The 13375-nt window shown below is 71.2% G+C and carries 10 protein-coding genes; 1 reads left to right on the top strand and 9 read right to left on the bottom strand.

Translation table 11 applies throughout. The annotated features are described in order from the left end of the window. Positions 1-6: 6 nt before the first annotated feature. Positions 7-459 (bottom strand): MerR family transcriptional regulator, encoded by a 453-nt coding sequence (locus OG698_RS03120; RefSeq protein WP_399976797.1) that lies wholly within the window; start codon positions 457-459, stop codon positions 7-9. A gap of 138 nt (positions 460-597) precedes the next feature. Then, positions 598-1179, bottom strand: a complete 582-nt coding sequence (locus tag OG698_RS03115; protein WP_100593568.1) for a TMEM165/GDT1 family protein — start codon at positions 1177-1179, stop codon at positions 598-600. A gap of 149 nt (positions 1180-1328) precedes the next feature. Here OG698_RS03115 and OG698_RS03110 point away from each other — a divergent pair, with 149 nt between their 5' ends. Continuing rightward, a complete protein-coding gene (locus OG698_RS03110; RefSeq protein WP_406101260.1) occupies positions 1329-1889 on the top strand; it encodes an HpcH/HpaI aldolase/citrate lyase family protein in 561 nt (186 codons plus the stop codon). Between the two features lie 89 nt (positions 1890-1978). Here the strand turns inward: OG698_RS03110 and OG698_RS03105 are convergent, their stop codons facing one another. From OG698_RS03105 to OG698_RS03075, 7 genes are all read right to left on the bottom strand, one after another. Beyond that, positions 1979-2983 (bottom strand): hypothetical protein, encoded by a 1005-nt coding sequence (locus OG698_RS03105; protein ID WP_406101258.1) that lies wholly within the window; start codon positions 2981-2983, stop codon positions 1979-1981. Between the two features lie 36 nt (positions 2984-3019). Continuing rightward, complete coding sequence (locus tag OG698_RS03100; protein ID WP_406101257.1) at positions 3020-4312, bottom strand: transporter; 1293 nt, start codon at positions 4310-4312, stop codon at positions 3020-3022. Between the two features lie 3 nt (positions 4313-4315). Next, entirely contained in the window at positions 4316-4873 is a 558-nt protein-coding gene (locus OG698_RS03095) for a hypothetical protein (RefSeq protein ID WP_406101256.1), read from the bottom strand. Next, the gene (locus OG698_RS03090) at positions 4870-7002 is read right to left on the bottom strand and encodes a hydantoinase/oxoprolinase family protein (RefSeq protein ID WP_406110803.1); all 2133 of its coding nucleotides are present in this window, start codon (positions 7000-7002) and stop codon (positions 4870-4872) included. Before OG698_RS03090 ends, OG698_RS03095 begins: the two co-directional genes overlap by 4 nt. Before the next feature lie 78 nt (positions 7003-7080). Beyond that, positions 7081-8679, bottom strand: coding sequence for an FAD-dependent oxidoreductase (locus OG698_RS03085; protein WP_406101255.1), 1599 nt, complete (start codon positions 8677-8679; stop codon positions 7081-7083). Between the two features lie 47 nt (positions 8680-8726). Beyond that, complete coding sequence (locus OG698_RS03080; protein WP_406101253.1) at positions 8727-9836, bottom strand: LacI family DNA-binding transcriptional regulator; 1110 nt, start codon at positions 9834-9836, stop codon at positions 8727-8729. Positions 9837-10099: 263 nt separating this feature from the next. Next, positions 10100-13267 (bottom strand): discoidin domain-containing protein, encoded by a 3168-nt coding sequence (locus tag OG698_RS03075; RefSeq protein WP_406101251.1) that lies wholly within the window; start codon positions 13265-13267, stop codon positions 10100-10102. Positions 13268-13375: the final 108 nt, after the last annotated feature.

The following is a 13375-nucleotide window of genomic DNA, read 5'->3' as shown; positions in this document are numbered from 1 at the left end:
TTCTCATCAACGTAGGTCGGCGATGACGGGAGTGACCTCGTCGACGGCGCGCTGCTCCGCCGCGGTGTCCCCACGCTCGCGCGCGGCCCACAGATCGGTCTTGAGCTGCAGGTAGCGCAGCCGGATCCGCATGCGCTCGATCTCCTCGGCAACGCGCTCGGCGTTGTCCTGGAACAGCTCGCGCAGGCGCGGCGCGTCACCGGTGTCGAGGTGCGCGAGGTAAGCGCGCATGTCCCGCACGCTCATCCCCGTCGACCGCAGGCAGCTCAGCGCCTCGATGGTCTCCACGGCAGCCGGGCTGTAGCGCCGGTGACCGCTGCTCTCGTCCCGCCCCACGGTGCCGATCAGGCCGATCTTCTCGTAGTAGCGCAGAGTCGGCTCGGAGAGACCGGTACGCCTGGACACCTGCTGGATCGTGAGCGGTGTGGCGTCGTCCACCGCGCCGGACCTGTACGTCATCGCCATGAGCCAACCCTCCGATACTTGAAGCGCTTGAAGTCAAGGCGCGCCCCTGGACCGTCGCCGGGTGGATCGATCGGGCGCAGGGAAGGAGCTGAGCGCCCGACCTGAGGCCCGTCAGGCGCTCACGTCGCGGCGTCAGGCGGTGAAGGCCTCGATCAGGGTCCAGATGGCGAGTCCGGCCATGCACGCGGCACCGATGCGCTGCACGGTCTTGAGGGGGACGCGCTTGGCGATGAAGCGGCCGACCAGCAGGGCGAGGGCGGAGACCGACATCAGCGCGAGGGCCGAGCCGAGGGCGGTGGGCAGCCAGGGGTTGGTGGCGGCCAGGTTGGCGGTGGTGATCTGGGTGAGGTCGCCCCATTCGCTGATGAACACGGCCATGAAGGCGGTGGTGTAGACGGGCCAGAAACCGGTGACGGTCTTGGCGGCGCCTTCCTCGTCGTCATCGTCCCCGCCACGCAGCAGGACGACGGCGCCGAACGCGAACAGAGCGGCGGAGACCAGCTTGACGGCCATGGCCGGAAGCAGGCTGAGCAGGCTGCCCGCGCCGACAGCGATCGCGACATGCACGATGAAGGCGGTGGAGGTGCCGAACCACACGTACAGCGGCCGCATCCGGGTGCCCATGGCCAGCGAGGCGAACATGGTCTTGTCGGGGAGTTCCGCGAGGAAGATCAGCCCGAAGGCGGTGAGAAACGCCAGGGGGTCGAAGGTCATTGCCTTGCTTTCTGCTGGGGCCGGGCCGTCAGCTCATCGGCACCCACGGGGCGACGGGAGAACCACTCGGCCCGGCACGATGGAACGGCCCACACGTCAGTGGGGCCGGATCATGCCTTGGCCGAAGGTCTCGTCCGCCCCCGCACAGTGTGCGGGAGGCCCGGTGGCCGGGGTGCTCTCGAGCACCCAGCGTGTCGACCAGCGGTTCACGGGACGTCGTGATCCCGCACGTTCGGGGGCGCCGCGACGTGGACGAGGCGATCCGGGCCGGGCGCTACGCCCCGCAGGGCATGCGCTCCCTGAACGGAGGGCGCGGTCCCGGCTACGGGCTGGTCGACCCGGTCGAGTACCTGGCCTCGGCCAACGCCGAGATCATGGTCATCGCCCTGATCGAGGACGCCGAAGGCGTGGACGGGATCGACGAGATCCTGGCCGGCGGCGGCGTGGACATGGTCCTGCCCGGCCCCGGAGACCTCTCCCAGTCGTACGGCGTGCCCTGGCAGACCCGCGACCCGAAGGTGCAGGAGGCGGTACGCCGGGTGCAGGCGGCCTGCGTTGAACACGGGGTGCCGTTCGCCGCGATGTGCCGTACTCCGGAGAAGCAACAGGAGTGGCGGGGTGCGGGCGTCCGGGCGTTCGTCCTCGGCGAGGAACGAGACCTGGCCGCCCGGGCTCTGCGCGACCACCTGGACGGCCTGCGCAGAGCATGACGCCCTGAGGGCTGTCGGCGTGGTCCGCGCGGCAGGTGTGTGCCGTGCGGACCACCCGCCAGTTCGTACCCCGCCCGGGATCAGTTCGGTCAGCCCCGGGCGACGGCGATGACCCCGGCCAGCCGCTCGCCCGCCTCGTACACCATGTACGGCACCCCCTGCTCCGTTCCGAACGACGGCGCTGCCGCCCGGCTGTTCTCGGGGGCTGTGGAACGGGAGTCGTAGAAGACGCCGAGGTGCTTGCGGAGCGAGAAGTCCGCGCCGACCTCCGTGATCATGAGGTCGCCGCCGCTCTCCTTGTCCTTGTTGTAGACGACGTACGCGGAGCCGTTCCGGGTCAGCAGGTGGGGGCCGCCCACGTTCACCGCGCCGACGTCCGAGTGCCGTACGAGCGGCGTCTGGTCGAAGGTCCAGCTTCTGCCGTCGGCCGACCAACCCCAGCAGATGTCACGGTGGTTGGTCGTGTTGTTCAGCATGAAGAGCATCACGTAGTGCGCGCCGCGCGCCGGCAGGTCGTGGCGGAAGACACGGGCGTACGACGTCTCGGTCGTGCCGGTGGGCATCATCGACGTCGACAGGACGACCTTGTCGTACGTGAAGTGCACACCGTCCTTGGACCGGGCCAGGCGCGTGGTGGTGTTCTCGCCGTGGAAGTACAGCCAGAACTCCTTGGCGTCCTCGTTCCACAGCACGTGCGGGGACGACACGTGGCTGACCGAGTAGTGCGGGTCCCACTTGTTCGACACGATGGGGTTCGCCGGGTACTCCGTGAACGGGCCCTCAAGCGAGTCTCCGTACGCCAGGCAGATGCCGCCCGGCGCGTCGTGCGGCGCGTAGTACAGGTAGTAACGGCCCAGCGGTGACGCCAACTTGTCGTACACGCCGCGCACGGTCGGGAAGATGATCTCGCCCGTCGGGTTGTACTTGAGCTGGGACGGTGACAGCAGGGTGCGGACGTAGGCGTAGTCCGGGAACCCGCCGGGCGCGGCCGACGCGGACGGCGTCGAAAGGCCGCCGAGGGCGAACGCGGCGCCGGTGACGGCGGTGGTGCGCAGGAACATGCGACGGTCCAGGCCAAACTGCGGCTCTTGCATGATCGGCTCCTGAAGTCGGTTTCTCTCAGAGGGGTTTCACAGGTAGGTGGCGGCGGTGACGCACAGGCCGCCGAGCGCCACCGCCCACACGTACGGCAGCGTCCGGACCATCACCTGCTGCGGCGACACGCCCGCGTACTGCGCGCTCCACACCGTCTGGGTGCTGGTCGGATCGGCGACGCCGAAGACCTGGTTGTACGAGGTGGCCATGCCGAGTACGGCGACGGCCGGGTAGATGCCGGTGGCGATGAGGACGCCTGCGATGCCGGCGCCCAGGCCGAACACGTTCAGCGGTCCGCGGTAGAGGCACAGCGGCACCAGGAGTGTGAAGACCAGGGCGAACAGCACCGCGTTGTGCGGGCTGACCGCCTTGACGAGCGGCTCCAGAGCGTCGACCGCGCCGGGCAGCTTCACCGCGGCGAGCAGAATGCCGATCGCCACGAACAGCGTGATCGGCGGAGCCGCCACCTCGAAGCCGCCGTACAGGGTGCGCAGCAGGCGGCGGTTCATCTCGCGCGGCCGCGTCGTCGTCACCAGCGCGTACAGCACACCCGCAAGGAGCGACGGGATGATGGCCAGATCGAAGCCAAGGGCCAGCACCAGCGGCACCACCGGAGTGAGCAGCGCGTACCACGGGGCGTCACCGAGCCGCTGCCGCCGACTGCTGCCGCGCGAGCCCGGTGTCTTCTGAACCGACTTGAGCGACCACGCATGCTCCACACCCCGGCGCCGCGACTCCACGAGGACGTAGGCGATGGCCGCCACCAGTGCGAACGGGAACAGCTTCAGCATGAAGCCGCGCACCGTGTCCACCGGCAGCTCAAGCGCCGTGGAGAAGAACTGCCACACCGGCAGCTCGAACGGCATCCCGGCCGCGATGCCCATCAGGATCGTGCCCGCGGCGGTCACCTTCGGGATGCCCACCGCGATCATCGCGGGGATACCGATCAGCCCGGCGAGCATCGCCGCGGGCGCGGAGCCGGTCACGGTGCCGACAAGCGCGGACACCGCGAGGACACCGAGCGCCACGAACACCGGCCGGTCTCCGCCGAATTCGACGATCTTACGGACCAGGGTGCCCGCGATGCCGGTCTCCTCCAGGAGCTTGCCGAGCCACGATCCGAGCAGGATCGCGATCATCGTGGCGGCGAGCGCGGGCGCGCCCTCCTGGAGCACCGTGTCGAACACGCTGTTCTTGCCCGTCAGCGGCGCGCCCGCGAGGAACGCGATCACCACGGCGAGCAGGACCAGCGCGAACGCGGTGGGCAGCTTGCGGCTGAGCATGGCGGCCACTCCGGCCGCCATGACGAGCAGAATCACGACACCCATGGGTCACTTCTCGCTTTCGCAGGACACGGCGGCGGCCAGCGCCTCCGTCAGCAGCAGGGGACTGCGGCCCAGGCCGCAGGCGGCGCGGGCATAGGCGTGCGCGGCCAGTTCGTCGGCGCCCGCGACATGTGCGTAAAGACGGCGCCGCCCGAGCCTCAGTGCCGTGTGGCCGAGCGCCCGCTTGAACTCGGCCCGGACATGAGCGTGGTGGAGCCAGGCGTGCGCCTGCTCGTGGGCGAGGGCGGCTGCCCGCACCGACCCCTCGGGGTACCAGTGCCGCCAGTCGCGCTCGGCGATCAGCCGCTCGGCGCGGTCGACCGTGTCGACGTAGATCTCGACCACCGGCGGCCTCGACCGGTACCGGGCCAGCAGGCCGGCCGCGAGGCCGCCGTCCTGCTCGACGACTCGCACCGGTCCGGGATCCGGAGCCATGCGACTGCCGAACTCCTCGGCTGTCGACGCCCAGTGACGGAGCATCAGTGGATCACGTCCCTCGTGCGTGGGCGTCCCGGCGAGCAGCCGCACCGCGAGGTCCAGGTCCTCGTCGCGATCGCCGGTCATGCGCGGGACTCCACGACCGCGACGACCGGTTCGTCGGCGCCCCGCGAGCGCAACTCGCTGCGAGCCAGGGCCAGCAGGGCATCCGGTTCGAGCACGCCGGACAGATCCGCGATCCGGCCGCCCACCAGCAGCCGCACTGCCGGAGCCCGCACACCGCCGTCGCCGTACGAGGTGGCGTCGCGCACCAGCGACGCCAGCGCCTCACCGGCCGCGCCCACCGTCGTCGTCGACACCCGCGCGTGCGGTACGCCGAGCCGCACCACCCCGTCCGCGTCCACCACCCGAACCGGCTGCCGGTCGGCCCGGAACCTGCGCCGGACCTCGGTGCCGTAGACGGTGTACGCAGCCGTGCCGGCCAGCACCTTCACCCGCGCCTGCTGCGTCTTGAGGCTCGCGGCAGCCGCGCTCAGCCGCTCGGTGTCGTCCGCGCGGTGCGCCCGGTCCTGGGTGCGCAGCTCGGTCGCGCCGGTGGCGACGGCCCGTACGGTGCTGGTCTGCGGGTCGACCGTCACCTCTACCTCGACCCCTTCGGCCGCGGCGCCCTGTGCGACGACGGCCCGTTCGGCCTCGGCGCGCACCGCGAGGATCTGCTCCTGCGTCGCGCCGGGCACGATCCGCTCGACCTGCTCGCGGACGAGCGCGAGGGCCACACCGATCGGGCTGATCACCTCGCTGTGCCGGGCGATACGGCCTTCGAGACCCGCGTCGGCGGCGAGGTGCGGGGTCACCGCCGCGGCCCCGCCGCCCCCGCCGACCAGTACGGCCGTGTCCCGGTCGAGCCGGTAGTCCCGGATCATCGCGTCCACCACTGCCTTGACCTGCGCGGTCCCGGCGTCGAGGACGGCGCGCGCGGCGCCCGCCACATCGGTGCCCAGGGCGGCGGCGAGGGGCTGGATCGCGGCCCGTGCCACCTCCTGCTCGCAGCACGCGAAGTCGCCCTCCGGGACCCGGCCGAGCGCGTTCGCCGCGCACGTCATCGTCACAGCGAGCCGGCCGCCCGCCGCATCGAGCACCAGATAGTCGTCCGGGTCGCCGTCCATCGGCCGCACCGTGGCGATCCGCGCGTCCCGCAGGTCGTCGAGCGAGGCGAAGCACGCGTACGGCAGCCCCGCGATGTGCGCGCTGCGCGGCCCGACACCGACCACTCGGTTCCCGGCGATCCGCACCATCGAACCGCCGCCGACCCCGACTGTCCGTACGTCGAGGGCGTTGAGGTACGAGGTCCTGCCGAGGATCGTCGCGTGCCGCACCGCCACCTTGCCGCGCCGCACCACGCTGATGTCCGTCGATGTGCCGCCCGTCTCCAGGAACACGCCCTCGCTGATCCGCTCCTGCATGAGCGCGCCCGCGACGCCCGCCGCGGGGCCCGACAGGATCGTCAGGAGCGGGCGCCGACGCATCTCGCCCAGCGACATGACCCCGCCGTCGCAGCGCATCACCATCAGCGGCGCCGTCACTCCGGCTTTGGCGATGGACGCGTCCACGAGATCCGCCGTGGCCAGCATCCGGGGCAGGATCGCCGCGTTCACCACGGCCGTACGCGTCCGTTTGTGCAGCCCGTACAGCGAGGTGATCTCGTGCGCCGCCGCGAGTGGCAGCCCGGAGGGACGCGCGGCGCCGAGGACGGCCTGCTCGCCCTCGGGCCGGTCCACCCCGAACGGCTCGGTGGCGACGAGGACTTCGGCCCCCTCGTCGCGCACTTGCTCGACGGCGGCACGCGCCGCTTCGGCGTCGAACGGGTCGGCCACATGCGCGTACGTCAGCGGAAGCCGCTTGCCCGGAGCGAGTTCGAGGCTGCCGAACGAGGCGAGCCGACGGGTGAACACCGCGCCCGCCCCGCTGCCTATCCCGATCAGGCCCACCTTCGCGACGTCGCCCTCCAACAGGGCGTTCGTGGCCTGCGTCGTGCCGTGCGCCAGGAACGTGACGTCCGGGGCGGTCCGCTCGACCTTCTCCAGGAGCTGTTCCAGCGCCTGGACGATGCCATGCGCGACACCGTCCTCGTGGTGGTGGCTGGTGGGCACCTTCACCTGGCCCACCAGCGCGAGCGTCGCGGCGTCGACCGCCACGGCGTCCGTGAACGTGCCGCCCACGTCGATGCCGACGCGGATGCGACGGTCAGGGGTCATGCCGGTCATGTCAGGGCACCTCCTTGTGCGTTGACGTGCGTACGTTGCTGTAGGTGTGGGGGAGCGGGGGGAGGGTCGTCAGTACCCGCGGACGTCGGGCCAGTGCCGCTGCACGCCCGACCGGTCGAGCAGCCGCGCGAACTCCTCGAACCGCTTGTCCTCGGCCTGCACCTGCTGCGGCTCGACGTCCTCGCTGAGGCAGTGCGCGGCGAGCGCGCCCGCCACCTCGCCGACGTTCCACTCGACGGGGTGCAGCCGGTAGCAGCCGTTGGTGATGTGGGTGGTGCCGATGTTCTTGCCGGCGGGCAGCAGATTGCGCACCCGGCGCGGTACCAGCGCGCCCAGCGGGATCTCGAACGGCACCGAGCCGATGTCGATGTACGAGTCGCCGCCGGTGGAGGGGTGCAGATCGAGCCGGTAGCCGCCGACCCCCACCGAGTCGCGGTAGCGGGTCCTGCCGTACGGGCCGACCACCTCGATGGCGACGTCCTGCTCGACGACGGTCGTCACCGCCTTGATGCGCCGCGACTCGCGCACGTACGCCGACTTGGCGAGCCCGTCGGCGGTGCCGGTGACGTCCGGACGGATGCGCAGTCCCGGGAAGCCGGTGCCGCCGTCGGCGCGTGGGGCGTCCGTCTGCAACCAGTACAGAACTGACAGCGACAACTGCCGCGCCTCGCGCAGCGCTTCGGCCTCCTGGCCGATGTACGGCTTCAACCAGTAGTCGTTCAACGGCCAGTTGACGAGCGTGATGTCCGAGTCGAAGGCGCCCGGCCGGTGCAGCTTGCGCGCCAGGATCCGCCGGAACCCCCACAGCTCCTTGTCCCCGGCGTCGGCGCTCTGGTCGGCGCTGACCGCGAGCGGGTCGAGTTCCGGGTTCGGCACGAAGGTGCGGGGGACCGGCTCCAGGGTGCGCGGGTCGGGTGCCTCGAAGCCGAGCAGGGGCCCCGGCCAGAAGTCGGGCCGGTAGGCGCGCCAGAACTCGTAGTCCTCGGGGCGGTCGATGATGTGGTCCTCGCCCTCGTGGTGCGAGAGCGCGAAGCAGACCGTGATGCCCTGCTGGTTGTCGGGCCGGGCCTCTGCATGTGCGTGCGGCTCGCCGAACTCCCTTTGCGCTTCGGCACCGTTGGCGTGCTCAACACCTGCGAGTGCGAGGAGTTCGCCGGTCTCGGTGGCGTCGATGACGTAGCGCGCGGGGAGGGTCGTGAGGGTGTCGCCGCGCAGATCCCGCAGTGTGACAGCGCGGATGACATCGTTGTCTGCCTCTGCGGAGACGGCGCGGTGCTCGGTCAGGACGGTCAGCAGGCCCGACGCCCGGTGCGGGGCGAGCATCGCGTCCAGGACGGCGAGTGCGATCCGCGGTTCGTGGCACAACTTGCTCACGCGCCCGGCGCCCGGGTTGAGGTCCGCGAGCCCGAGCGCCTCGCCGCGCAGCGGATACCACTGCCGGTAGTACGCCCGGATGCCCTCGCGCAGCGCCCGGTACGACGCCGTCGTGCCGAACCGCTCCACCCACGGATGCTCGTCCGGCGGCACGGCCTGGGCGGTGAGCTGCCCGCCGATCCAGTCCGTCTCCTCGGTCATCACGACGCGCCGGCCGGCCCGGCAGGAGGCGAGCGCGGCGGCGACACCGCCGAGGCCGCCGCCGACGATCAGGATGTCCGGTTCGGGTATCACAGTGCTCCTTGTGGTTGTGCTTCACGTGTTCTGAACTGGCTCACCTGTCAGGGGAGTTGGTCGAAGCGCGGCCCCGCCGTCACCCCGTCGCGGACCTCGCACGCCACCAACGGCTCGTCCGCTTCCTCCCCGGCGACCATCGAGGCGAGCAACCGCACCGCGGCGGCGCCCAGCGCGTGCCGGGGCACGTCGAAGCCCATCGGCACCGGCTCCCGGGCAAGGTCCGGCGGAGGGCTCCCGAGCAGCGCCAGCGAGACGTCCTCCGGACACGAGAGCCCGGCCGCCCGCACCGCCCCGCTCACCGCCCGCCACGCGGCGCCGGTGTCGGTCTCCTCCGCGACGAATGCGGTGACACCGTCCGTGACCAGCGCCCGGACCCGGTCCGCCGTCAGCTCCGCCACCGGATCGACGCAGCGCAGCACGGCGTCAGGACCTCCCGGCAGACCCGCCCGCGCGAGACCGTCGAGGAAGCCCTCCTGGCGGTCGCCCGACGCGGGAGCGTCGTCGTCCTCGCGCACGAGCACGATCCGCCGATGTCCCAACTCGCCGAGTCGCGCGACGACTTCGCGGCTTGCGCTGACGTAGTCGGCGCCGACCCAGGCGAGCCCTTCGAGCTCCTCCCGGCGCCCCAGATGCACCACCGGGAACCCGTCGGCGACCAGCCGCTTCAGCTCGGCGCGCGGCACGTGCCGGCCGAGGAACAGGCAGCCGTCGGCGAGCCGCACCCGGCTGAGCGCGTCCGGCCCCGCGGCGCCCGCGCCCCCACTGCTCGACCCGGTGAACAGCACGAGGTCGTAGCCGCGCGCGGCTGCTTCCTGCTCCACGCCCACCAGGAACGGGTAGTACGAGTGCTGCACATCGGTCGGGAAGGTCGCCGTGAAACTGAAGACGCCGAGCAGGTTGTTGCGGGCGGCGGCCAGCCGGCGTGCCGCCGGGTCCGGGACGTAGCCGAGGGTGCGCGCCGCGTCGAGGACCCGCTGCCGCGTCTCCTCGGAGATCGTCGCGCCCTTGCCGTCGCGACGGGCGTTCAGGACCAGGGAGACGGTCGCCTGGGAGACATCGGCGAGGCGGGCCACCTCGGCCTGGCGCGGGCGCGACGTGCGGCCGGTGGGGGACGGGGCCCGGCCGGGCTTCGCGCGCTTCCTGGGTTGCTCCACGCCTGGTGCTCCTTGCTGTCGACACTTCGTCATCGCGTAACCGCGTGCTGGTAATGCGTATTAGGTAATGCGTATTAGCCCGTACTGTGAGGGCGCCTCGGGGGGCAGGTCAAGGGGCCGGACGAAACTTTCCGGTCGGGTGTGGCCTTGCGGTGAGAGGGAGTTGAGGTCGCAGACGCGGAGTTCGCCCCGTGCGAAACGGCGAGGGACCCGGCCTGCCGCGCGGCTGGGCCGGGTCCCTCGGGATGCGTTCTGTGCGAGTCTCAGCGCAGGGTGAGCCGGGTGAGGCGGGTGTCCCTGGACAGCCGCCCCTCGACCTTCACGGCGACATACCGCGCCGACGTGTCGAGGTCGAGTGCACGGACACGGCCGCGCCCGTCGGCGCGGCCCGCACCTCGGTAGGTGACACCGTCGTCGCTGACCTCAACACTGAGAGCGGGCGCCCCGGCGTCCGTCCAGGCGACCTCGACCGAACGCAACGGCAGCCGCTCGCCCAGGTCGACGACCATGCGCCCGTCGGGACCGGGCCGCCACGAGGTCGCCGGGTTGCCGTCCACCGCCGCGGAGGGGTCCGACATGCCGGCAGGCAGTGGACTGGTGGGGAACACGGTGCGGTCGAGGGCGAGGTCGTCGAGCGGGAAGGCGGTCACGCCGTGAAGGCGGAGCGTCGTCTCACGCCCACGCCGCACGACGGCGACCTCGCTGCGGTGCTGCCCCTCCACGCGAACGCGGCAACTCGCCCCGGAGAGCTGTACGGTGGCGCCGTCCGTCACCCGTACGCGCAGTCCAGAGGGCAGTCGTCCCGCACCCGCCACAGGAGCCAGCGTGAACCGGGGAGCGAGCAACAGGGCTTCAGATGCTCCGAGTCCGGCCTGGTAGGTCGTTCCGCCGTCGGTCAGAGTCTGGTCTCCCTGGAACACCACACGACGTGCACCGGACTGCGGCACGTCCACCGTCGTGGTGACCGCGTCGCCCGAGAGGTTGAACAGGCTCAGGTGCTCCTCCGTGAATGCCACCTGGATCGCCTTGCTCCCAGCCGTGGGCGAGGCGTTCCGCGCCAGCGCGCGCAGCGTGTCGGCCGACGCACCTGCATATCCCTCGACCACGACCGGCGCCGCCGGCCCGTCGGCCGCCAGGATCGTGTCGCCGTACACGGCGATCGGATGGTCCGCATCCGATCCGCGCACGACAAGCCCGGCACGCCCGTCGATGTCGAGCCAGCCACCCCGGCTGCTCACATCGGGGACCGGCCAGGCCGCCAGGTCCTCCCAGCGTTCGCCGTCCGCCGACCCCTGCACGCGATACGCACGCCCGGCCGCCGCCTCCCAGCGCAGCGTGACGCGGTCGACCTCGCGCGCGGCGCCCAGGTCCACCGTCAACCAGCTGTCGGCACGCGGGCGTTCGGTCTTGGCGACCGCCCAGCGCGTCGCAAGAGCACCGTCGACGGCCAGCTCCGGACCCTTGCCCGGATCGTTCGAGGACGAGGTGGCCGTCGCGCCCTGTGCGAGGTCGGTGCCGTCCGCACCGTCGCGCACCTCGAACGCGTACAGGGAGTAGCCGTACGTCGGATCGGGGCGTACCCCGAGCATGCGTATGTGCCGCACGGTGGCACGGGAGAAGCCCACCTCGTCGACGCGCGCCGCAGCCGCGGTCGGGGAGGTGTCCGCATCCTGCGCGCGCACCTCGACCTCACCTTCCTCGAAGCGGTACGTACGTGCGCCGTCGAGGCCGGCCATCCCCGGCATGGTCAGGTTGTGTACCTCAAGGTGCCCTTCCCCGAAGGTCGTTCCGGAGGTCGCGTAGACGACGGCGCCCGTCGGCAGTGTCGTGAAGCCCGCGTATCCACTGTCCAGACGCAGCACCGTGGCGCTGCCGTCGAATCCGTCGCGCCGGGAGGTGTACGTCCGGACGGTTCGCTGCGCGACCTTGCCCGTGGTCGCCGGCAGGAACATCGGCGTACCGCCGCTGAGCTTGAACAGCCAGTCGTCGTGGGCCGGTTGCCAGGCGAACTTCACGAAGCCGGGCTTGCTGACGGCACCCGCCCACGCGGCCCGTGTCTGGTGCGAGACGAGACCAGGACCCGAGCCGAAGTCCGCGACCCCCGACGCCTGGGCGAACAGCTCGTCCGCAGACAGCGGCCGGACCCGTTCGCCCTTCGCGGCCGCCCACATGTGCAGGAGATAGCTGATGGCCAGCTCGGCCCGGGCCTCCGGCTCGTACTTCGGCTCACCCGAGAACTTGGCCAGTCGGTACTCCGGCGGGTACTTCTGGTACGCCTCGAGCCGTTCGGCCAGCGCCTGTTCGGCCCGTGCCGCCGCCCGGTCGCCCGTCACCTGCGCCAGGAACGCGAGCGGGATCACGTCCCTGCCGTACAGATGCTCGCGGTCGTTCACCATCGGCATCAACGGCTCACCGGCGTCACTCATCACCCCCAGCAACGTGTGCCACAGCGGCTGCGCGTTGGGCTGTGCGGTCAGCACCTGCGGGAGCGGCTGCCCGGCGGCCAGGAAGTGCGCCGCGTTGCGTCCCGAGGTACGCCACAACTCCTCCTGGTAATGCGGGCCGAAGGATCCGTGGTTCTCGACGATGAACGTGTCGTACAGATTCCGGGCCGTGTTGCGGGAGACGGCGACGCCGTCGACGAGCGCCGGATTGGCGAGGTCGGCCGGGGGGAGCCCCGCCTCGTTGCGCGACCAGGTGCCGTAGCCCGACTCCCAGTCCGGGCGGCGCGCGTCGTCCGGCGCCCATGCGAGGGCGGGTGCGAGCGTCTGCGCGTACAGGCCCATCTCCTCCAGCTTCGTGTCCCCCACGTAGCCGCCCTCAAGGCCGTTCGGTGTCCAGTCGCCGGAGTCCGGGTCGTCGCCGCTTCCCAACTTCGTTGTGTAAACGGCCTGTTCACGAATGATGGTGTCGACGTTCGTGCGCGTCGCGCTGTCGAGATCGTCCCAGAGGAGACGCGCGGCAAGGATGAAGTACGACTGGAACGTGGTGTCGAAGAACAGCTTGCGGCCCCACTGGGTACCGCCCGTGAGCCGGTTCGACGCCGCGAAGTGCCGGATCGTGGCGAGCGTGCGTGCCTTGAGGGTGTCCCGGTCGACGCCGGCCGATTCGTCGTCGTACGTGCCGTGCGTGAGCAGCACGGCATGGCCGAGAACGACGGCGAAACCGAAATCCTTGTCCGTGTAGTAGCCCCGCGCCTCGTCCCACTGCGTCTCGGACCAGTGGGTGTGCTGGAGCAGAACGCGGTGGTATGCGGCTGCTGTCTCGTCCGGGGGAGAGGCGGAACCGGAGGAGTCGGCGGAACTGGTGGGACTGTCCAGAGCCTGGGCGGAGTTCGCGACGGCGATGGCGGGCAGGACGGCCAGGGCGCTCGACAAGCCCAGGAGTTGCAGGAATCTCCGGCGGTCGACCTGCAGGGGGTGGTGAGACATGTGCGGGACCTCTTTCGCACGACAACGTTGTCAGATGGGAGGCGCCCATTCTTCGATCTGTCGCGCGGAGCGTCAATGGGTGGGAAGCCGCTGGTGATCGAGGGGGTA

It is taken from the genome of Streptomyces sp. NBC_01003, assembly GCF_045162695.1.
Lineage (GTDB): Bacteria > Actinomycetota > Actinomycetes > Streptomycetales > Streptomycetaceae > Streptomyces.
The sequence above is the reverse complement of the archived record's forward strand: the minus strand, read 5'-3'. Positions and strand labels throughout refer to the sequence as shown.